This is a genomic window from Mycobacterium kyorinense (assembly GCF_002101735.1).
Classification (GTDB): domain Bacteria; phylum Actinomycetota; class Actinomycetes; order Mycobacteriales; family Mycobacteriaceae; genus Mycobacterium; species Mycobacterium kyorinense.
The window spans coordinates 52,327-73,778 of sequence record NZ_LQPE01000010.1 but is presented as its reverse complement, the minus strand read 5'-3'; the positions used below and the strand labels follow the sequence as shown (position 1 = coordinate 73,778).

At 66.5% G+C, this 21,452-nt stretch carries 18 protein-coding genes; 14 read left to right on the top strand and 4 right to left on the bottom strand.

The genetic code is table 11. From position 1 onward, the window contains the following. Positions 1–111 precede the first annotated feature (111 nt). From AWC14_RS02205 to AWC14_RS02190, 4 genes are all read right to left on the bottom strand, one after another. Positions 112–570, bottom strand: a complete 459-nt coding sequence (locus AWC14_RS02205) for a WhiB family transcriptional regulator (protein ID WP_081264564.1) — start codon at positions 568–570, stop codon at positions 112–114. Then, positions 558–824 (bottom strand): hypothetical protein, encoded by a 267-nt coding sequence (locus AWC14_RS02200; RefSeq protein WP_045377886.1) that lies wholly within the window; start codon positions 822–824, stop codon positions 558–560. Before AWC14_RS02200 ends, AWC14_RS02205 begins: the two co-directional genes overlap by 13 nt. Positions 825–1,066: 242 nt before the next feature. Further along, positions 1,067–1,750, bottom strand: a complete 684-nt coding sequence (locus tag AWC14_RS02195) for a helix-turn-helix transcriptional regulator (protein WP_045377889.1) — start codon at positions 1,748–1,750, stop codon at positions 1,067–1,069. Positions 1,751–1,878: 128 nt separating this feature from the next. Then, the gene (locus AWC14_RS02190; protein WP_045377892.1) at positions 1,879–2,187 is read right to left on the bottom strand and encodes a type VII secretion target; all 309 of its coding nucleotides are present in this window, start codon (positions 2,185–2,187) and stop codon (positions 1,879–1,881) included. A 149-nt stretch (positions 2,188–2,336) separates the two neighbouring features. Here AWC14_RS02190 and AWC14_RS02185 point away from each other — a divergent pair, with 149 nt between their 5' ends. The 14 genes from AWC14_RS02185 (at position 2,337) to AWC14_RS02120 (ending at position 20,632) form a co-directional block, all read left to right on the top strand. Next, on the top strand, positions 2,337–3,494 hold the full coding sequence (locus tag AWC14_RS02185; RefSeq protein WP_048892242.1) for a hypothetical protein: 1,158 nt from the start codon (positions 2,337–2,339) through the stop codon (positions 3,492–3,494). Positions 3,495–4,108: 614 nt separating this feature from the next. Further along, positions 4,109–5,080 carry a conjugal transfer protein gene (locus tag AWC14_RS02180; protein ID WP_231113679.1) on the top strand — a complete coding sequence of 324 codons (972 nt, stop codon included), beginning with the start codon at positions 4,109–4,111 and terminating at the stop codon, positions 5,078–5,080. Positions 5,081–5,130: 50 nt separating this feature from the next. Next, positions 5,131–5,382, top strand: coding sequence for a hypothetical protein (locus tag AWC14_RS02175; RefSeq protein ID WP_045377898.1), 252 nt, complete (start codon positions 5,131–5,133; stop codon positions 5,380–5,382). Positions 5,383–5,409: 27 nt separating this feature from the next. Then, entirely contained in the window at positions 5,410–5,823 is a 414-nt protein-coding gene (locus tag AWC14_RS02170; protein ID WP_045377901.1) for a hypothetical protein, read from the top strand. Further along, positions 5,823–8,363: an ATP-binding protein gene (locus AWC14_RS02165; protein WP_236724303.1), complete on the top strand. Its 2,541-nt coding sequence runs from the start codon at positions 5,823–5,825 to the stop codon at positions 8,361–8,363. Before AWC14_RS02170 ends, AWC14_RS02165 begins: the two co-directional genes overlap by 1 nt. Then, a complete protein-coding gene (locus AWC14_RS02160; RefSeq protein WP_048892243.1) occupies positions 8,360–10,534 on the top strand; it encodes a DNA polymerase thumb domain-containing protein in 2,175 nt (724 codons plus the stop codon). The genes AWC14_RS02165 and AWC14_RS02160 overlap by 4 nt, the downstream gene beginning before the upstream one ends. Beyond that, complete coding sequence (locus tag AWC14_RS02155) at positions 10,534–11,700, top strand: hypothetical protein (protein ID WP_045385092.1); 1,167 nt, start codon at positions 10,534–10,536, stop codon at positions 11,698–11,700. Before AWC14_RS02160 ends, AWC14_RS02155 begins: the two co-directional genes overlap by 1 nt. Next, the gene (locus AWC14_RS02150; RefSeq protein ID WP_052425703.1) at positions 11,697–13,043 is read left to right on the top strand and encodes a C40 family peptidase; all 1,347 of its coding nucleotides are present in this window, start codon (positions 11,697–11,699) and stop codon (positions 13,041–13,043) included. The genes AWC14_RS02155 and AWC14_RS02150 overlap by 4 nt, the downstream gene beginning before the upstream one ends. 30 nt (positions 13,044–13,073) lie before the next feature. Beyond that, a complete protein-coding gene (locus AWC14_RS02145; protein ID WP_045385095.1) occupies positions 13,074–13,883 on the top strand; it encodes an ESX secretion-associated protein EspG in 810 nt (269 codons plus the stop codon). Positions 13,884–14,033: 150 nt separating this feature from the next. Then, the gene (locus AWC14_RS02140; RefSeq protein ID WP_112650111.1) at positions 14,034–14,264 is read left to right on the top strand and encodes a hypothetical protein; all 231 of its coding nucleotides are present in this window, start codon (positions 14,034–14,036) and stop codon (positions 14,262–14,264) included. Beyond that, a complete protein-coding gene (locus tag AWC14_RS02135; RefSeq protein ID WP_235216057.1) occupies positions 14,243–16,516 on the top strand; it encodes an FtsK/SpoIIIE domain-containing protein in 2,274 nt (757 codons plus the stop codon). Before AWC14_RS02140 ends, AWC14_RS02135 begins: the two co-directional genes overlap by 22 nt. 303 nt (positions 16,517–16,819) lie before the next feature. Next, a complete protein-coding gene (locus AWC14_RS02130; protein ID WP_053094024.1) occupies positions 16,820–18,181 on the top strand; it encodes an NlpC/P60 family protein in 1,362 nt (453 codons plus the stop codon). After that, a complete protein-coding gene (locus AWC14_RS02125; protein ID WP_048892244.1) occupies positions 18,171–19,409 on the top strand; it encodes a transglycosylase SLT domain-containing protein in 1,239 nt (412 codons plus the stop codon). Before AWC14_RS02130 ends, AWC14_RS02125 begins: the two co-directional genes overlap by 11 nt. A gap of 2 nt (positions 19,410–19,411) precedes the next feature. Beyond that, positions 19,412–20,632: a C40 family peptidase gene (locus AWC14_RS02120; protein ID WP_045374717.1), complete on the top strand. Its 1,221-nt coding sequence runs from the start codon at positions 19,412–19,414 to the stop codon at positions 20,630–20,632. The last annotated feature ends 820 nt before the right edge of the window (positions 20,633–21,452 follow it).

The window sequence follows — 21,452 nt, the reverse complement described above, 5'->3', positions numbered from 1 at the left end:
TGAAAAACATGTCCGGCAGGTCCGAAAGCCACGGTGTCGTTGAGAGACTGCTCGCTCCTGAGGATGGGAGGTGCGAGCGTCGCCGTAGAGATGGCCATGCTGCGGCCCCGCCTATCCGGCGTTGGCAGCCGGGGCGAGAAGCGTTGCTGCGCAGGGCTGCCGGAGTAGGGGGTTGCGGGCCGCGGCGCGCCGCGCCGGCGTGCGCTCGCCGGCAGCGGGGACTGGATCGGTGGGCTTGGCGGCGAGGTCTTCGAGCGCGGCCGCGACTTCCTTGCCGGGTGAAGCGGGTGGCCCCATGGCCAGACCGGCGACGATGGCCAACTGCGCGCGGGTGCGGTTCAGGCCCGGGCCGGGCGCAAGCCGGTATCCGCCCCAGATGCCGAACTCGGGCAGGGGTTGAGCCAGTGCGCGTCGTGCGCAGCCGCGCTGGAAGTGACATGACCAGCAGGCCGCCACCGCGTAGGGGTCGGGTTTTTGCTCATCGGGGAACCACCGTTCGGGATCGGCCTTGCATGGCGTGGTCGCGCGGGCTTCCTCTGGGGGCATGACGTGCTTGGTCACCTTGTGCATGGCCGGTTCTCCTGTCGGCGGTTCGGTCGGGTGGCGGGGCTGGCGAAGGGCCGATAGCAACCGTTCGATCCGGGCACGTCGTTGATCTCGTCCGGTGGCTGCAATGTGGCGGCGGGGCCGATCAGTTGGCCGTTGCCGGAAATGATCGCGGTGTGGTCGCCGAACACGGCGATATCACCCTGCCGCAGGTCAGAGGGGTTAATGGCGGCGCTCAAGGTCGTGATCTCGGGGCCCGCCGGGGGCGAAATGGGCACAAGTGTCTCCTCGAACGAATTGCCATGAATGGAGGTGAATCGCAGAAATGAACCGCGAAAATGAAACTATTTGCGTGACCGGATGAGGTCGGCAAATTTTGCGTATGAAATGCGGTGATTAACCGCGTGTCAGCGTGGCCGCGTGCGGCGGGGTCTTGTGCTTGTTCTCGAGGTGGCTCCCTTCGTCTTCAGGGTGGCCTGACGAGATGAAGGTATCAAAGCGCTAAACAGGTTGGCAACAACTATTTTGAAGTTACCGCCTCGTGGACCTCGGATAAGCGTCTGACCAGGGAGACAGCGCGGGAGCGAGAATCCTCGGGCAGCTGCGGAATCAAAGGAGCCAACAGTGATAGGGCTTGTTCGACGCGGCTGCGGATCTCGGCGAACATCACCTGCCGCTCCGGCTCGGGCATCCCCTGGCGCCCCGCCAGGCCGACCGCGCTCTCGGCGAAACCCAGCACCGTCTCGGCCAGCTGCAAGGTCGCATCCGCCGAAGCCAACGGCGCTGACACGTGGATAGCGGCCTCGATATCGGCTTGTGAAACCCCGTACAGCTCGGCCAACTTCGGGATGAGGGTCCGCCCCGGCGCATATTTACCTAGCTCCCAGCCCGACACCGCCGACGGCGCCACTTCCAGTCGCTTGGCCAGCGCGGCCTGGGTCAGCCCGGCCGCGATGCGGTAGTGCTTGAGTTCCCAGCGCTGCCGCGACGGCAACTCCAGGAAATCAACGAGTTCGCCGCCGAAGAACTCAACCATCTTGTGCAGCAGCTTCATCGAGGGTGTGGAGCGCCCGCTGTAGAGGCTGCTTAACGTCGTCGGGGTGACGCCTAACGCGGCGGCGATGGCCTTCTTGGTCATCCCTGAGCGGTCACACGCCCGATGGAACGCCTTGGCGGAGAAGAAGTCGGAGGTGTTATCGGCCATCGCGGCGCCCGGTCGGGATCTGCAGCCAAAGAGTCTGCCCAGCCGGCGACAGCCCACGCCAGCCGGTCTGGACACAGCGAGACCCACCCGTGCTGGCCATGCCGGGACACGGTGTCACAACGGGGTTTTCAGATGGCCGTCGAGTTGTCGACACCCGCGCGGCCGTCGTCGTCGCCTGCCACATAGCGACCGGACGCCTGACGAATGTGCTCGGCGTGGCTCTGATAACGCCGAGATAGTTGGCTGCCCGATTCGAAAAAGGCGCTCTGGAATTCGGCGACGGCGGCGGTGAATTCTGCACCGACCGGACCGTAGCCGGATGTCATCGCTTCGATCAGTGCCGGGTCGGGCTGGCAGGCGGCCTGGACCTCGCCGGCCACCTGTTCATGCGCCTCGGCGAAGCGGATCAGGTCGTCTGTGTTAACCCGTAAACCCATGCCTAGAAGGCTATAGCCGCCGTGAAACGCCGAGCAAGACCACCAGGGAGCCTGTCCCAGCGAACCCCAACGGGCGCCCCGGCCTCACCAGGCGTCGGACCGGCGGCGGCTCTGGAGAACCGTGGTGCCGGCTGCCAGCATCGATATCTATGAGCGATGTGCTGCAGACCATCCTTGCCGACCCGGAATTACAGCAGTGGCCCAACCGAGACGCTGAATATGTTCCGGCAGTCGACGCCTGCGACATTGACGGCAGCCTTGCCGCGCACGGCGCCGAGGAAATCGATACCGCCGCGCCCGATGACCGCGAAGTCGCGATTAACAAGGTCCGCGCACTTATCGACCACACCGAGGATTCACCGGGCGCGCTCGAATCCGATAGCGCCGACCGCGGCCACCGCGATTCCCCACCCGAACCACCGCCGCCCGACCTGAATTCCGACGATGACGCCGACCGCGACGACCCGGACGACAGCGCCGCCGAGACGAATCCTGCCGAGGGGCCAGCGCGGGCGCCAAGCGCGGCAATGTCGTTCGATGACATCGCCCGCCGACCCAATGCAATAGCCGACAAATTCGGCGCAGCCAAAGACTGGCTCAAAGATGGCCAGAATTGGAAAAATCCGAAAATACTGGGAGCCGCCGCCGCAGCCATTATCGGTGTCGCCGCCCTAGGGGTCTGGGCAACCTCGACAACCCAACCCGCACCGCAGCCAACCGCCCAACTGGGCGCCCCCACCAGCGACGCCAAGCCCGCCGAGACAGCCCCGGCCCCAGCCGAGGCAGCGATCCCAATCAAGGCGGCCAAGGCCCACTGCCCAGCCCCCAGCTCCGACCCGATGAACGCGGTGCGGCCCGGTAGCGACCAACCATGGATCTGCGTGCGTGCCTGGCAGATCGACGGACAGATCCTCGAGTTGACCCTCGACGGCCCCTACGTCATCACCGCGGTGCGGATCCTGCCAGGGGTTGACAGGGAACTCGACGGCCAAGACCAGTGGCTGCGCTACCGCACAGTGAGCCGAGGCTTGTGGTCGTTTGACGACCCCGAGCACACCAAAGTTCCCCAGGTCACCGGGGATCGCCGCGAACTGCTGACGCAGCCAGTGGCACCGGCCAGCTGTGCCTCAAAGCCGAACGCCGACTGCCGGCTGGTCGCCTCGCATGTGTGGTTGACCATCGTAAAAACCACCCAACCCGCCAATCCCAACAGCATGCCCACAGCAGCGGCCGGCGGCGCCGGCGGCGACGACTTCTCGGCCTTCGGGGTCAGCCGCATCGAGATCATCGGCCACCCAGCCCGCTAAACGCGGCCCCAACGCCGGTGGTAGCACACCACCCGGCTATCCGCCCTGTTAGTTGCGCAGGTCGCCGCAGCCTGCCCGGCACCAACAGTCGACATCCCGCACCTGCGCGCCCACGACACACCCTGGCTGTGACCCGCTTTTCGATGGGCTCGGTAAGCCATTCGGGACACCCTTACCCAGCGCCGGTAGCTAACTAGGTAATTCGCTAGCCGCGCTGGTCTGGTAGCAGTTATCCATGCTGGTCAGCTAGCCCGCCAGCAACGCTGCCATGCCAGCACACCCGCAATCTAGCCCGCTTGCGACCCAACAAGCTGGCCAAGATGGCGATTCAGAAAGCTAGCAAGCTATCCGGCAAACCCTCGCTGTGAGCATCTCAGCGACCTTATCGCTTGTAATACAAGCTCAGCCGCTGAGCATAGCACACGGTGTCAAGACCAGCTAACCCTCTCCGGCCCCCTTAACCCGCCGCCGCTTCTCGGCTTGTCCGCCGTTGGCCTCGGTGTGCCGGCGCGTCCCGGGTCCGCATCTTGACCCACCTTGAGCAGCTCGGCCGCCCGCTCGCCGCGCTTCGGGTCCTCTGGAAAAACGTCCCCACCGTCGTCATCGTGTGATCTGTGAGTTTTCGCCCCAGCCCCCGCGCCCGGGCCCGCGCCGCCTGGACCCGCTACCGACCTGACCGCCGCACCGTGTCACGCGCAACCGTCCTGGCATGCCTGGCGCTGGGCGCCTACGGCGGAATGAACGCTGCCGCCACCAGCTGTTCCCCGCAGGCCGCGGTCACGCCCACCCAACTCGATGCCACCATCAACCGCAGCACCGCCGTCGAAGGCTTCGCCGACGCCTACGTCAACGTCTTCTTGGCCGGCAACACCAACAATCCCGCAGCCTTGGCGGCGTTCACCGGCGCCGACATCACGGCGTCGGCCTTACCGGTCACCGTCATCAAGACCGCGCCCTGGTCAGCAACCCCGCAACCCAGCGGCTTCAACAACGTCGACTACTGGTCCGTCGTCGTGGGAGCCTTCGTCAAACCCGTCGCCAAAGCACCCGAACTGCGCTTCTACCAAGTGCCCGTCGCCGTCATCCTCGGCGCCCCAAGAGCCACCAGTGCCCCGGCCATCATCAACGGCCCAGACCTCGGCTACGACATCCGCCTGGCCTACCCCGCGCAAATAACTCCAGGCGGCGACGCATATCAAACCATCGCAGATTTTCTAACCACCTGGCTCACCGCCACACGAGACCATCCCGCCAGCGGCGATATCAGCCGCTACAGCACCTCACCGTCAATCAAACCGTTCGAACACGCGCCTTTCACCACGATTTCGGTGCAATCAATTTTCGCCGCGACAGATATCCCTGCCAACGCCAGCAACGGAACCACAACCAGAATCCTCGTCACCGCAAAAGGAAAAGCAGACGACCGCACCGAACAAACTCTGACCTACCCCCTGACGTTGACGCGTCAAAGCAACAAATGGTTCATCTCCGATATCGACCTCGCCCCGAAACTGTCCGGCCACATCACGAAAGCCACACCCACCCAAGCCACGCCCACCACAACTAGCCCACCCAAAGTCAGGTAAAAACCGCCACGATTTACGACCTGACTTGAACCCCGGAAAGGAAATCACCCGTGAATTTCATCAACCAAGTGCTCATGAACATCGTGAGCCAAGGACGGTGGACCGCCATCGCCGTCGTCTGCCTGGCCGCCCTGGGGCTGTGCGTGCTGGTGTATGTGAAGTCCAAGGGCTCGCTTACCCCGGTGTTGATCGTCGTCGCCGGCGCGATCGTCGCGGTGATCGTCATCGTCCAGCTGCCGGACTTGCTCAAAGGTGCAGCCAGCGACGCCCCCTCGTTTACCGGCGTCAACTCCCGCTACTAATCCCGCACGCCCCGACCAGCCCGGCCCATGGCGTCCAACGATCCGAGCATCTACGTCGTCGTCTACACGCTTGCCCGCAAGTTCCCCAAGATGATCGGCAAGTTCCCCAACGGACAAGACATCCCGTTCGGGCCGTTCACCCGCATTCAGTGCGGCGTCATCGTCACCGCGGCCACCACCGTGCTCATCGTCTTCAAAGCGTTTCACCCGCCGATGCTGCCCACCCTGTTCATCGCGGCCGCTGCCACCATCCTCGGCGTGATCGCCTCCCGGCGCATCGGGTTCTCCATGGCCCGCACCAGCTCACGACTGATCTGGCTGATCCGGCCCCGGCTCTATCGCGCCCCGCTGAGCACCGGCACACGCCGCACCCACGAGCACACCGCCCCGGCCGCCACCGGAAAGGACCACCACGTGCTCGACCTGGAATTCCTGCACTGATGGTGTCCCTGCAGCAGCCAACCCTGGCCGTCACCGAAAACTTGCGCTGGACCCGCTCCGGCGTGGTCTACGCCGAGTGGCTGCTGGCGGCCCGCCCCAACGGCTACGAAGACCGCGCCGAAAAAACCCGGGTCGCCAATGAACACCGTCACCTCTTCACCGACCTTGGCACCACGATCTTGACCAGTGTGGTGGCCCCGCTCAGCATCAACGTGATCGCCGACAAGATGCTCTCGGCGGCCCGCCGCGCCGCCCGCCGCGCCACCCCCACGTCCGCCGGCACACCGGCCAGCGATTATCTGACCCGATTCCCGGATTACACCATTGAGGCGTCGGCACGGCTCAATGAAATCGAGCTCCAAGATCCCCCGCCGGCTGAACGCATCCATTGGCTGTCCGTGCCGCTGTGCGGCCCGGCACGCACCGGAGAGCTACCCAACGGCTACCAGCCAACCGACAAAGACCTCGAAACCTTCCACGCCCGCGCATTTGAGACCGAACGCAAGATTCCTGGGGCCTTCCGACCCCAGCGCGTCAACGAACGCCAGATGCACTGGCTCTGGGAACGCTGCCACACCCGGGGAATCGACTACAACGCCTACGAGTACAGCCTCGACGGCGCCGACCCAGACCCCTCAGCTCCCCGCCCCTTCCCCCACCAACTCCCCAATCGGCGGGATGTGCGCCGCCACAGGGGATTTCGCCTCGACGGCGAAATCGACCCTCGGCTCTCGCGGGCCATCAAGGTGTCATTCACCGACAGCGACATCCCCGCCAGCTACCAAACATTCCTGGTCGTCGACGATTTCCCCACCGGGCTGGCCTGGCCCGGAGTCGCCGACCAAATCTTCGCCCTGCTCAACCACTTCGACGGCGCCGGCGTGGACTACACCGTGCACACCCGTGTCCGCAACCGCACCGACGCGCTGGCCGCCAATACACGCGCACTGCGCCAACTCTCCGAACAAATGGACGAACGCTCCGCCGAAATCAGCTACGCCCAAAACTTCCTGGTCTCCCGCGGCCAGCTTCTCACCGCCTACAACAGCCACCTCGAGGCCAACCCCGCAGAAACCGAGATCTTCTTCTGCCCGATCATCGCCGTCAGCGCCCCCAGCTACGACGAACTGACCGACCGCGTCCGCGACGTCCAACGCGCCTTCAAAGACATCCCGATCAAACTCGTCGCCCCCTACGGCGCGCAGGAAGAGGCCTGGGCCGCCTGCCAGCCCGGCTACCCGCTACAACGGGTCACCGCTGACTACACGCACTTCACCGCCACCGACATCTTCGCCAAATTCATGCCGATCACGGCCGCCAAGATCGGCGACGACTCGGGACCCATCATCGGCTACAACAGGATGTCGGGGTTCAACGAGCCAGTGCACTTCGACTTACTGGGCGTCACCGAGAAGAACAAGTCGGCCAGCTACGCGCTCGTTGGGGACCTAGGTTCCGGAAAGTCCGTCCTTTTGAAGATCCTTGGCTGGGTCGTCGTCGACTTGGCCGGCCAGGCGTTTGCCATCGACCGCTCCCGTATGGGTGAATACGTGCCCGTCGCCGCCTCGGTGCGCGGATCGGTGGTCATCGACCCCACCAACCCCCAATACACACTGGACCTGCTGCGAGTCATCCCCGGCGCCGACGTCGCCGAACGGATCCTCCCAGTGCTGATGCGGCTTTTCCAGATCAAGGCCGGCAGCCCAGAATCCAACCTCCTCTCCGACCTGATCGAACCGAACTACCGTGCCCGCCACAAAATCAAGGGCCTGCCGGAACTGGTCACCCACACCGCCCACTTGGCCCGCCACCCCGATCAAGCCAGCGGCCCCATCGCCGACGCCGACCCGACCGTCATCGCCAAAGTCGCCTCACAGCTGCGGTTCTGGTCACAGCGCACCTACGCTCGCGTCCTGTTCTCCAACGACCTGCCACCGCTTCCGCTCGATGCCCCGCTCATCGTGCTGCGCACCAACAAGCTGGCCCTGCCCGGCGAAAACGAAGACGCTGCAGACGATCCCACGAAACTGTTCGGCGATGTCATCTACAACCTGTTCGCCACGATCGCCCGGCAGGTTCTCTTCACCGAACCGGGCCAACCCAGCCGGTTCGGCCTGTTCAACCTCGATGAGGCCCGTCACCTCACCCGCTCACCCATTGGGAACGCCATCATCGAAGATTTCGTGGTTGACGGCCGCAAACACGACTGCGCGATCGGATTGGCCTCCCAGGACCCCGCGCATTTCGGCCGATTCACCGGGCTCATCCCGACCCTATTTCTGTTCCGCCAAGTCGACGAGGGGCTGGCCACCGAGGAGCTTCGGATGGCCAACAAAGACGCCGCCCGAGATCGCAACTTGGTCAAACAGCTGATGACCGACACGAGCCCTGGAACCGGCGTCGACGGCGAAACACCGCCGGAAAGACGTGGCGAATGCTTGATGAAAGACATCCGCGGCCGGCTCAACCCCATCAAGATCCAACTGCCCGCCCGCGTCGAGCGAGCCACCGCGGTCAGCACTACCCCCACCGCGCCATGACCAACGCCTATGCCGCGTGCCAGCGCCTCGCCCGCCGCACCCTGCTGCTGCTCACCCCGCTTGTCTACAGCGTCGCTCGGGCCGCGCCGGCCTGGGCCAGCGGCACAGGCGCCGCGGCGGCGCTTTGGCTTGGGGTCGCCGACAGCGACGGAGTACCGATCGAAAAATACGGCCTCTCGCTAAACAACGGCAGCCTGACCGATCCCACCGCCGCACCACCAGCGCTGGCCATGCATTGGGCCTACAGCCTGTACCTGGCGATCATCAGCGTGCCGCTATGGATGGGCAGAAACGTCGACAGCTTCGGCTGGCTTGAAATCATCGGCGCTCCATTCGATTTCCTCGGCCAACAACTCACCGCCATGGTGCACAGCCCGGCAGTAGTGCTCACGGTCGGCACCATCGCCGCCGCCGCGATCGGCGTCACCATCGCGATCGGCCGATTCAGCCGCGGCGTCGCGATGATCGTCACCGCCGTCCTGCTCGCCTACCTCAGCGTCGCGCTGGGCGCAAAACCACTCGATGCCCTGATCGGCCCGTCCGGGCTGCTGACAACCGGCCGCGACATCGGCATCGAGGCCGCCGCCGAACTGTCCGGAAAACCCGCCACCGGGCAAGCCGCCGTCGACGCCCAGTCCGCGTCGCTGGCCGACAACTTCATCCGAATCCCCACCCAAGAGATGAACTTCGGCGCCGACATCGACGCGCCGCCCTACAACTGCGGCCCCACATGGTCCAATGCCATCGAGGCCGGCGACATCGACAAGGTCAAAGACGCCGTCGCCACATGCCCCGACGGCAAGAGACTGCATGACTACGCGATGGCAGACCCCACCAGCCGCAAACTGCTCGTCGTCTTCGCACTCATCTTTGCGGTGACCGTGTGGGTGGTCTTCGGCGTCTTGTCGCTGCTCGTGGTGATCCTGGCACTTTCAACGCTGTTCTGGTTCATCGTCGCCATCATCGCCCTGGTCACCGGCTGGATTCCCGGCGACAACCAGGACCTGGCGCTCAAGGCCAGCCTCGACGGCGTGTTCTCGTTTTTCGGCATGATCGCCTTCACCGCCATCAAAGGCATCACCGGCAACCTCACCGGGGCAATGTTTGCTCAGGCCCAGCGGGTGCACGCAACTGCGAACCCAGGCGGCGACGCCATCCTCGTCGCAATGCCCATCGTCACCATGCTGCTGATCGCGATGGTGGTCGCGCTGTGGAAGATCCGCCGCCGCCTAGTCGCCGGACGCGACCGCGCAGTCCGGGCAGTGCAAGCATTCACCGGCCGCACCACCAACACGGCGACATCCAACATCGCCGGCGTACTGGACCGCCTCGACCCGCTCACGGCGATCCCCAACACCGCTCAGCGCCTGACCCGCCTGACCGCCCACACCGCCAAAACCGCCGCCAAAGTCGGTCTTAGCGCAGCCTTCCCCGAAGCCGCCCCGTTCCTGCAAGCCGCCGACACCCTGCAATCACGCGTGCACGCCCACAATCTCAAGAACTCCCGCCGCGCCGGCCTCACCACAACCACGCCCACCAACCAACAACCCAACACCGCACCGCCAGCCGCCAACCGCGATCAAACGACACCCCCGGCCACCGCAACAGACACCTCGAGCGCCCCGCACCGCACCGGACAGCCCGGCCGAGCTGAGGTGTCTGCGCCGCAACCCCCTAGTCCGGCAGCATCGGATAGCTGGCTGAACCTGATGGGCGACCAATCGGTCGACGCCCTGACCGGGATCGGACCGGTCACCTCAAGCCGACTTGCCGACCTTGGTATCACCACCGTCGCACAGATGGCCCGCGCCGACCAGGAGCTGCTGAAATCCACGTTCGGGCCGCAGCAGGGCCGCTACCTGTGGCTGCTGGCCAACGGCGGCGGCGTCGACGTGACAACCACAACGTCAGCCACCCAACAGCAAGCATCCTCAGCCAGCAGCTCACCTCAGCCAGCCACCTCAACCTCCAATCCCGCAGGAGGGCTTGAGCGCCACATCGCCGCACCCAACGCGCGAGGCCAAACCCACCACGCCGAGCAGCCCTTGGCGCGTGTGCAGTTGCACCCGGCGATCCTGGCCGTCGCCCGCAACGACAACCCCACCATCACCACCGCCGCATCCGACGATGCCTTGTCCCGCCGGATACTAAGACCAACCAACAGGCCGTAATGTCGAGCGCCCTCAAATGGTTATGGCTGCCGGCAGCAGCCGCACCCCTGCTCATCGTGCTGGCCATCCCGCTGCTGACCATCATCATCAGCTCCCCAGGCGAATCCACCCGCGACTTCTACGCGGCCTGCACCACACACCTCGGCACCCGCGCCGCCATCGTGGCAAACCCGCCCCGGCAGCCCCTGAGCCCCGATGAGGTCCTGTTGAGAATCACCACCACCGCCACAAAACTGGGATTCGGCAGACAGGGAGCAACCGTGACCGCAGCGATCGCACTTGAGGCGACAGGGCTGGCTAACGCCGCCAACCCTGCCGCACCCGAAACGCTGCGCTACGCACATAGCACCGAAATCCGCGACGGCGCCGGCGCGCTCGGCCTCCCCCTGACCTGGGCCAGCGCCGAAGAGCTAATGACCCCCGAAGTGTCGACGGCGATCGCGCTCGACCGAATGGTGGACACCGCACCCGAATGGCGTGACACCGACCCCGCCGCGCTGGCCGCCCAGATCACCGGCCGGCCCGCCACCGACTACACCGACGCGGTGGCCGCCGCGCAAACCCGCATCCCGGCCACCCTGACAACCACCACGCCCACCACACCAAGCAGCGCCGGCGCCGACCTCGCAATCACTGCCACCACCACTTCGACAGCGTCGCCCTCGCCGACGCCCACCTCGAGCGCCCCCCTCGCGCCGTCGCAGGCCAGCTCGGCCGCCAAGACCGCCCCCCAAGCGGCCGCCTGCCTATCCGCGCTGACCACCCCCCTCCCCCCGGCCGCGCCCGGACCCAACCCGTACGGGCCGCAGCTGGCCGCCGCGGCCCAACACGCGGTAGGCACCGACCCGCGCCACGACACCGACGACCCGGACAACTCCGTACCCACATCGGCGCGGTTCGTCGCCGACCTGGTCACCTCCACCACCGGCAAGTCCTACCCGGCCACATTGGCCGAGCAGCTCCAAACCGGCTGGACCGCACCAGATCCCGATCCCGGCGACCTGGTCTTCACCGACATCAGCGCCGATGCGGGCCCGCACCTGGTGGGCATCGCCGTCGACGCCGACACCATGGTGACCGTCCTGCCCGGCCACCCCAATCCCGAATGGACCCGCATCGGACCCAACCGGCTGGTGCGCCGCATCGACGTGGACCGCACCCGATGACCGAGCTGGCCACAGAACACACCGACACCGCCACCGACGACGGCGCCGGCGACCCCCACAAGGGCGGCCCCGCCCCGGCGCGACCCACACCCAACGGAGCCGTCCCCCTGCGGGTGCCCCCGCTGCCCGGCGGACTGACCCCCAACTCCACAGCCACCCCGGCCACCCCTCCTTCCGGTGCAACTGCGTCGCCGCCGGCGCCCAATAGCACCGCGTCCCAGCCGGCCACCAAACCCGCCACCCCACCGGACGGCTCTGGGAAGACCGACCCAACCACCAAGCCGGACCCTTCTAGCACGGCTGAGCGCTCCGAGAGCGCCGCACCCGGGCACCCCAACGCCCCGGACCTCTCAAGCCTGGCCGCCCTGGGCCCCCAACTAGCCGCCCCCCTGCTCGCCACCGCACTCGGTGTGCCGGCCGCCGCCTTGCAGGGCGCCGGCCAACTCATACCCGGCCTCCTCGGCGCGATCCTGCCCCAACTCGCCGCGCTGGCTTCCCAACTGGGCACCACAGCACCCCCAGGCACCCCCACCTCACGCTTCGGCACCGGGCCCGACAGCCTCACCGGTCCCCTCTCCGGCCTGGCCGGAAACGGGCAAGCCAGCGACCAGGCCCGCGCCACCACCGACGCCATGGCCCGCCGCGCGGCCGCCCTGCGCGACGTCGAACACCGCCTCGGCGAGGTCCTCGGACTCTCCTCAGCCAAAACCGACGCCGACCGCGCAAAGATGCAAGCCATCATCGACGACGTCGAAACCGCCCTCATGTCGGCCGCCGTCCAAGGTGACACCCCCGAAGCCCAAGCCGCGGTCCTGGCCGCCATGCGCCACGCCCTTGACCAGGCCGGCAACGTCGTCAGCTCCGCCGCCCGCGACAAACTCACCGACGCCCAGTTCGTGCGCGACCTCATCGCCCAATACCTCTCCGCCGGCGGCGACATCAACCAGTCCGGCTTCACCGGATCCGGCGCCGGCGCCGACGCCGTCGCCGCGGCCCGCTCCGCGCTCGGCCTGCCCTACGTCTGGGGCGGCGGCGGAGCACTCGGCCCCACCAACGGCGGGTTCGACTGCAGCGGCCTCACCCAATACGCCATCGCCCGCGCCACCGGCGGACGAGTCATGTTGCCCCGCACCACCTACGACCAAATCCGCTGCGGCACCGCCGTCCCACTCGGCGCCCTGCAACCCGGCGACCTGGTCTTCTCCAACTTCTCCGCACCCGGCGTGCCCGAACATGTCCAGCTCTACATCGGCGGCGGCCAAGTCATCGAGGCGCCCCAGCAGGGCCAACCCGTGCAGATCAGCCCCCTCCCATCCGGCGCCCAGGCCCGCCGCGTCCTCTAACCGCGCCGGCACACCCACAAGGACAAACCCATGACCGCGGACGAGCACTACTACGGCTTCGAAATCAGCGTCGACGAGGCCGCCTACCTCATCGACCACATCGACCTCGGCGGACCCCTGCCCGACGTGCTCGCCCTCTACACCCCGATAACCAGCCCCGAACTCGGCCCACGCTGGAACACCCTGCAACACGAGCGCCTCACCGAACGCGGCATCCTCACCCCCACCGGCGCGCTGCCCGAAGTCGCCAACCTCCTGCGCGACCTGGCCCGCGCCGACGAAACACTCGCCGTACGGATCACCCCGCTGAATATCCCCGACACCATGCTGCGGATCGCGATCGGCCGCCACGACAACCGTTTCGTCTACGCCGCCCGCACCCGCGACCTCGTCCTGGCCCAACCCGTGCCCGCCGCCGACTGGCCCGACGCCGCCACCAAGGTCCTCGACACCCAGCTCGGCACCGCACCACCAGCACCGCTATCGGCACCGGTCCAACTCTCCGCAGACGACGTCAACCAGCTCGCCACCCACCCCCCACAAACCATCACCGACCTGCTGATCGATTACGGGATCCCCGAACACGACGCACAGATCCTCAACACCGCCTCCCACCCCGAAGTGGCCACCGAACTGACCGCGGCCCGCCGCCACAACGGCACCACCCGACGCGGCAAGACCGCCGTCACCGTGCTAGACACCCCGCAAGGCCGCATCATCGCCTGGCCACACACAGGCCCAGACCAACGCGTCTGGATCACCTACGCCGAAGGCGCCCCCCACCGGCTGGCCACCGGGGTGCAGATGCTCTTCGAGCAACTCACCGAACACGCCCTTTGACCACCAACCCGGCGCTGAGTCACGATTCGAAACGCATTGCGCTACAGCACAACACAAAGCCAGCCTGCGTCCACCTTACTAGCCCCGGCCCCGCTCAACGCCCCTGAAGTCCTCTTGAGAACACCCGGGCCACAACCAAAAGTTGCAAAGGTGAAAACCGTTCTGCTCGCGGGGCTGACCGCGCTAACCGCCACCCTGACGGCTGCCGCACTCCTGCGCCGCCGGCACACGGCCACCGCCCTCGAGGTCGGCTTCCAGATCCCCGCCAACCAACTTCCCACCAAAATCGTCGACCGGCTGCGCCACCCGAGCGCACCGGAATATGTGGTCACCTGGGATCGCGCAACCAAAGCCAGCCGATGGAGTCTGGACCCGCGATGAAAGCCAGCTCCAACCCATCCCCATCGGCACGCGCCACCTCTGACAAAGACCCCACAGAAGCCGTGCTGGCAGTACTGGCGCTCGTCGCCGCAGGCGCCTGGCTGGGCTACCGCTACATCACCAACCACCACGGCATCCTCGCCGCTTTGCGCACCAATACCACCCTTGCGCTGGCCATCTCGACAACCATCACCATCGCCGCATCAGCCCACCTGTGGTGGGCCACCCACCCCAAAGTGGCCTCCGAAACCGAGCCCGACACCTGGACGCTGCGATTCCCCGTCGCCTCGGCGACCATCGCCACCGCCGGAGCCACCTTCACCACCGCGTTCGCCGTCATCAACGGGCGGCTGCACGCACCCCTGATCCCGGCCATCGGCCTGGCCAGCGCGGCAGCGATCGCCGCGACCAGCTTGACCGTCGACCGCTACCGTCTGCGCGCCACCCGCACCAAGACCCGCAGCACCCTCATCCAAGCCCTCTACGGCCCCCTCGGACACCAGCAACCAACCCCGCTCGTGATTCCGGCCACCAGGTGGCAACCCAAGTCAGCGGTGCCCGAACAATTGACCATCCGCGCCAAACGCCCCACATTCAGCAACCCCTCGATCGATCACCACCCCGTGGATCTCGACGACACCACCGGGCCGGCGGCCCGCCGCCCCGACTTAGCAACCACCATCCGCAAGACGCTGCGCGCACACTGCGGCGCCCACTACCGGGTAAGCCCCGACCCTTCAGGCTTACGCTTCACCGCAGATCATTTCGTGCCAGAACAGATCGACGAAGACCACGCCGAACTGACCAAGAAAGTCCGCGAGGTCTTCGAGGCCACAGCAACGGTAACGGGCGATCTGACCAGCGGTTTCACGATCAAACACAGTATCGCCAAGAAGCTGACCGGCGAATTCCGCAAACGCCTCGCCGTGCAAACCCTCACCGAACTCATCGGCGGCAACTGGCGCGTCGAGTGGAAGACGCAAGCATCAGAAGTCGTCTTCATGCCCAAACCAGAACTCGACCGCGTCATCTACCCCACCCCAGTTCCCGCCGTGCGATCAATCGCCGAAGCTGTCGGCCAATACCGCCAAACCCGTTTCGCCTACGGAGTGGACTTAGACCTCGGCGTGCAGGAATGGGATCCGCTGGATTCCCCGCACACCCTTGTCGGCGGAAAAACAGGCGCAGGCAAAACCGTATACCTGCGGACCCTCATCATGATGGCCGCGCTGCGCGGCTGGGCGATCGTCCTCGTCGACTTCAAAGGTGGCTCCTTCTCCGACTTTGTCGGTTGGCCCAACGTGCACATCATCAGCAGCGACCCGTACGAATCCATCGCCACCATCCACCGCATGTACAAGCTGCAAGACGACCGAAACGCCCGCGCGCGATGGGATCAAACTCAGTGGGACGACAACCTGCCCTACCTGGTCATCGTCGACGAGGCGGCGCAGTTCAAAGTCGTTTTGGAGCGCCTGTGGAACAACGGGCTCAAACCCAAAAACGGGCCGAAAGAATGCCCTACCCTCACCGAAATCAACGAAATGGCCCGGCTAAGCCGCACCGCGCGTGTCCATCTCGTCATGTGCATGCAGCGCCCCGACCACGACCTGATCGACACCGAATCCCGCGACAACTTCGGCAACCGGGTTTCCGTCGGCCCGATCTCGCGCATCGCCGCCGAAATGCTGTTCGACGACAGCTACACCGGCCGCTTCGTGCCCCGCATCAAAGGCCGCGGCATGTCGACCGGCATCCACCAAGAACCCCGCGAAACCCAGTACTTTTTCACCCCGCCCGCCGACAGCACCGTCCCCGAGGAAGCGGCCGTGATAGCCAAACTGCGCCCGCCCGTGACGCTCGTACCCCGCTACGTGCCCGAACTACCTGCGAATCTCGGCGCCGCCACCTGGAACGACATCGCGAACGCGCCGTGGTTCCCGCTCTCGCAGCGACCAGACCTCGACCCGACCTTGGTCGTACGCAAGATCACCCACTTCGAGGGCGACTCCCGGCTGGGGTTCGACCAAGACGCCGATGCTCGGCCCGCCGAGGACTTGGTCGTGTCCGCCGCCGAACTGCAACCCAAAGACGTCGTGTCCTTCGACGGCCGCACCGGCGAAGTCGACGGTATAGACGTCGACCAACACGGAGTCGTCACCGTCATGTGGCAAGACGACGAAGACAGCAGGCTGCGCCTATCGACGCTTCACGCCAGCAACCAGGTCACGGTGCAACGCAGCTCCTCGTGAGGATGCCCGGCTCGACGAGTCACACGCCGTCGTGCGCGACACCACTGAACCACCGCCGCAGCGACCCGACGATCATCGGAACGCTCGCACTGCGCGGGCCGCGCCCGGCAAACACGATCACCAATCACGACCGGCAAGGCGCATCGACCTCGTTATAACACGCACCCTGGTCTGCTACACCGGCAAACCCTCCAAACAGACCGCGGCCAGTTGAGAGTCCTCTTGAGAACATGCAGCTAACCGCCATAGCGTCTTGAGTCAGAACCGCCGCAATGCCGGCGTCGACAAGGAAGGCTCCCGCACGTGTCGTTTGTCACCGACATGCTCTTTCCCTCGTGGATCGGAAACCTGTTTCTCGGCCCCCTGGGAAGTGTTCTGATCGAGGAATTCAAACGCTTCAGCCACGGCGGTCACGAGTTGTTCGGCACCGGTGAGCACCCCAACCTGCCGGCTCCGCCCCCGCCGCCCGGGCCGGCGCCGCAGACCGGCGGAAGCGGCCCTACTCAGGACGCAATCGACAAACTCAACGACACCATCAACAAGATGCAGCAGGAGCTCAAAGAGCTGCACGACGCCGCCACCCATGCCAGCGACCAATCAGGCGCCAATTCCGATGACGGCCGCCGCACCAACGACCGCATCCTGCGCAACGGATCCGATCTCGGCGGCGCGCTCGCCCCACAGGGCTCGACCCCGGAAGCCGAATCCGGTCGTCTCGCGGCGATGCAACAGCAGATCGACGCCCTGACCAAAAACGTGCAAGACAAGGCCAACAACGCCAACGGCATCGCTGACGCGCTGCGCAACATGGGCATGTCGCCGCTCGGGATGGGCATGCCCGGAATGGGGATGCCCGGGATGGGCATGCCCGCACTCGGCGGGCTGGGCGGTCTCGGCGCACCAGGACTGTCCCCGCTGGGCGGCCCGGCGGTGACAGCGCACCCGGCAGACGAGTTGAAACCCCCCAAGGTCACCGCGACCGACAAGGATCCGCTCGCGCCGCCGAAGTTGACCACACCCGCCGACCAGGCGACACCGCCCGCCGCCCCGTCCACCGCCCCGTCCACCCAACCCGCATCGACGCCGCCAGCAGCACCCGCAACCCCGGGCACCGCTGCGCAACCGAGCAACACCCCAGCGCCGCCGCCGGCCCCGGCACCGGAATCCAAGGACATCACCCTGCCCTCTGGGCAAGTGGTCACCGCCCCCAATCCCGCCGCCGCCAAGGCGGTGCGCACCGCCATCAACCAGCCCGCCGGCAAAGGCGACGTCGCCACCACCGCCTACGCAGGCACCGGCGTCGACATCCCCACCGACGGCGCCGACCCCGGCCGCAAAATCGACCCCGCCGACCTGCAACCCGGCGACATCGCCGTCTTCGACGACCACACCGCAATCGTCGCCGGCAACGGCCAACTCATCGGCCCCGACGGCAAACTGCAGCCCCTGGGCGTAATCAACGACATGCCCGGCTTCAACGGCTTCTACCGCCCCACCGAACCCGCCGACACCCCGTCAACGTCCAGCCCGCCCCCGCCGGCCGCGCCGCCAGAACACGACCGCGCCACAACCCTCGCAAGCCCCCCGCCGAACACAGCCACCGACACTCCAGCGGTCTCACCGGGGTTCGGCCTGCCCCCACGACCCACCGAACATGTCGGTTGAGCAGGTCGTCGACGCCTATCTGCAGGCCGCGCGCCAAATCTTGGGAGAATCAGACCCGCCCACAGCGACCCCGCCCGGGGCCAGCACAGCCACACTGCCCCACCCCGACTGGACCGGCAACGCCAACGCCACCGCCGCCACCGCCAGCGCAGCGCTACAGAAGGCCCGCACCCACCTGTACAGCACCGCCCACAACAGCGCCGACATCACAGCGACCGCTGCCCGAATCAGCGCCGAAGCCCAACAGCAGCTCGACGCGATCGCCGCCGACTGGAACCACACCAAAGCCGCCGCCGCGACAACACCGGGCCCGCTGCGCGACGCCGCCCTACTGGCCAGCGGACAACAACGCATCACCGAGGCGATGAACCTCATTTTCACCACCGCCGCCAGATACGACCAAGCCGCCGACGCACTACGCGCGCTCACCACCGACCTCGCCGAGCACCTCAACGAAACCCACAACGGCCACGACCCTTCAACTGACACCGCAGCCGCCACTCCCCCTGCCCCACGCGACCAACCCATCCCACCTACTGCCGCAATGCCCGCCGGCGCCCCGTCCACCACCGGTGGCCTTGGCCCTGCCACGCTCGCGCCCGCGGCCGCAGGGCTGATGCCGGCCGCCATGACACCACTGGCCACACCAGCAGCGCTGATGCCGATGGCCGGCGCCCTACCGGCGGCCGCCACCACACCCCTCGGCGCAATAGGCAGCCTCACCGGACTCACCAGTTATGCAAGCCACCCCGGCGCCGGCCTCGTCGACACGAGCCCGTCTGATCAGCCGGGCTCCGGCGGCGACATCCGCGCCACCCGCGTATACCCCAACGGCTCGATAGACGCCGCGATCGACGCCGCCCTCGACGCACTCGGCATCACCGATCCCGCCGCCCGCGAACGTTGGCACACCGGCTACCAAACCCTGATCCACCGCGAATCCGGCAACAACGCCAACGCCGTCAACCTGATCGACCGCAACGCGCGCGGCCCCAAAGAACCAGACGGCGCACCCGCCGGCTCCAGTCGCGGCTTGACACAGCTCACTCCGGACAACTTCCGCAAATACCGCCTGCCGACCCTGAGCAACAACATCTACGACCCCATCGCCAACATCGCCGCCTCCATCCGCTACGTCATGGACGTGCACAAAGTGCAACCCAGCGCGATCGACCTCGCGGCCAAGGTCCAGCAAGCCAACCCCCACGCACCCGCGGCGGCCTACTAACCATGTGGCAACTCGTCGACGACTACCTCCACCAGGCACGAAGCCTGTTGGGCACCGGCACACCAGCCCTGCCCGCACCAGCGAATCCACCGCCGACCGGCCCGCTAACGCCCCACACCTGGACCGGCCCGGCCGCCACCACAGCGACCGCCACTACCCAGACATTGGGGAACACCCGCGGCCAGCTCACCACCGCACAATCACACACCGACCACCAACTCACCGCCGCTGCCGACATCTCCCGCACCGCACACCGCGCCCTCAATGCCATCCAAACCAGCTGGGAATCCGACAAAGCAGCGCTGGGACCATTCGCCAACACCCCTGAAGGCCAATCAGCACTCAACCGGGCGGGCCATCAGCGCATCACCGAAACCCAAGCCCTGGTCAACGACACCGCAACCCGATACGGGACAGCCGCCGCCAACGTCCGCACCGCCCAGCTCGGGCTCCCCACCATCGACGACCCCAACGCCACCCCCGATCCCGACGACGATCCCACCCGGCGTCCCCGACACCCCAGACCCGACCGGCCCGACGCCCCCGACCCGCGCCGCCCGCCGGCAGCCAGCGACCCACCCGCGCCCCAGACCGGCCGCGGCGCACCATCGCTTCCCAACGCGCCAACGGGATTAGCCGCGAACCCGATACGGCCCCCCATCACCGGCGCCGGGACGCCGATGAGCCCCAGTCTTCCGGCGGGTGGGATGCCGATCGGCGGCGCAACACCGATGAGCGCCCTTTCCGCGCTGCTTCAGCCACTCGAGCAAGCCGTCGAGCAAGCAGCCACGCCGGCCACCGCCAGCGCCGAGACCAGCCACCACAATGACGACCCCCCCGCCAGTGAGGGCGAGAAGATCGTCAACGCCGCCCGCCGGGCGCTGGGCCTGCCCTACATCTGGGGCGGCGGCAACGCCGCCGGGCCGACCGGTGGGGGCTTCGACTGCTCGGGGCTGGTCCAATACAGCGTTGCCCAAGCCACCAACGGCCAACTGATCCTGCCCCGCACCACCTACGAGCAGATCAACTGCGGACGTTTGACCGACCTTGCCGACGCCCGACCGGGAGACCTAGTCTTCTCCAACTTCTCCGCCCCAGGGGTGCCCGAACATGTCCAGATCTACGCGGGACAAGGCCGCGTCATCGAAGCCCAGCAGAGCGGTGTGCCCATCAAGGTCAGCCCCCTGCCCGCCGGGCAGGTCATCATCAAACGAGTAATTTGATCCTCAGATCGGCCGGTAACGCCCAAATGGCCGTTCCGCCCGGCTATTTGGCCCAGGACGGCCCACAGCCCAGCCACCGGCAGAGAAGCCGGACGCCGTTGCGTCACTGTGACGCCACAATCGGGGTCCAGCGCCGCCCGGGCGGCGTTCTCATATCCACCGATGGGCCCAAGAGCGCAGGTTGGGGGAATCGGGGCGTAGGTGAGCATCCAATGCTGCTATTAGCCGGTGCCGACCTCATTGCGGGCGGAATATCCGACCTCGAGAGCGGTGATACGGGCTCGCGCAAGTTCGCCGGCCACAGCTCGCGGTGCACCGCTTGCCGCACTGCGGGCTGGTCGAGTCGTTTGATCACACTGGTGTCTACAAGAAATGTCAGCGCCATGCCGCGGCGCGACCTGCTGATGGTGCGTTGGCCAGTGCGTCCAGTGCGTCGGCCACGCGCTGTTGTCGGTGCGCCGTCGCGCGGCGAACAGCCGCGTCCACCGTCTCCTTGATCGTGGAAGTCCGCAGCTCGAATGTCGATCAGATGCTTGGCCACAAAGCCAGCATATATAGACAAGTCACCGATAAATGCTTGCGTTTCGGACCCCACTGCGGTTGGCGAGGGCCGCGATTGCCACCGCATCAGGGATTCTCATGAGTTTGCTGCAGGCCATTTCGGCGGTGCCGACGTCGAAGCGTTATGTGACTGACAGGATCTCCGGCCGGTCTGCGCGCAATCCGGGCCGCTATCACAGAACTCGAGCCCTGGAGAAGCCCCGGCCACGCCGACTGGCTTGCCGCCGCCGAACCGCCGGTCTCCCGACGTACGCGAAAG

Bases quoted from the DNA above. Each gene is read 5' to 3' on its own strand.
- AWC14_RS02205 (WP_081264564.1), bottom strand. From the start codon at position 570: ATGCACAAGGTGACCAAGCACGTCATGCCCCCAGAGGAAGCCCGCGCG.
- AWC14_RS02195 (WP_045377889.1), bottom strand. From the start codon at position 1,750: ATGGCCGATAACACCTCCGACTTCTTCTCCGCCAAGGCGTTCCATCGG.
- AWC14_RS02190 (WP_045377892.1), bottom strand. From the start codon at position 2,187: ATGGGTTTACGGGTTAACACAGACGACCTGATCCGCTTCGCCGAGGCG.
- AWC14_RS02185 (WP_048892242.1), top strand. From the start codon at position 2,337: ATGAGCGATGTGCTGCAGACCATCCTTGCCGACCCGGAATTACAGCAG.
- AWC14_RS02170 (WP_045377901.1), top strand. From the start codon at position 5,410: ATGGCGTCCAACGATCCGAGCATCTACGTCGTCGTCTACACGCTTGCC.
- AWC14_RS02165 (WP_236724303.1), top strand. From the start codon at position 5,823: ATGGTGTCCCTGCAGCAGCCAACCCTGGCCGTCACCGAAAACTTGCGC.
- AWC14_RS02160 (WP_048892243.1), top strand. From the start codon at position 8,360: ATGACCAACGCCTATGCCGCGTGCCAGCGCCTCGCCCGCCGCACCCTG.
- AWC14_RS02155 (WP_045385092.1), top strand. From the start codon at position 10,534: ATGTCGAGCGCCCTCAAATGGTTATGGCTGCCGGCAGCAGCCGCACCC.
- AWC14_RS02150 (WP_052425703.1), top strand. From the start codon at position 11,697: ATGACCGAGCTGGCCACAGAACACACCGACACCGCCACCGACGACGGC.
- AWC14_RS02145 (WP_045385095.1), top strand. From the start codon at position 13,074: ATGACCGCGGACGAGCACTACTACGGCTTCGAAATCAGCGTCGACGAG.
- AWC14_RS02135 (WP_235216057.1), top strand. From the start codon at position 14,243: ATGGAGTCTGGACCCGCGATGAAAGCCAGCTCCAACCCATCCCCATCG.
- AWC14_RS02125 (WP_048892244.1), top strand. From the start codon at position 18,171: ATGTCGGTTGAGCAGGTCGTCGACGCCTATCTGCAGGCCGCGCGCCAA.
- AWC14_RS02120 (WP_045374717.1), top strand. From the start codon at position 19,412: ATGTGGCAACTCGTCGACGACTACCTCCACCAGGCACGAAGCCTGTTG.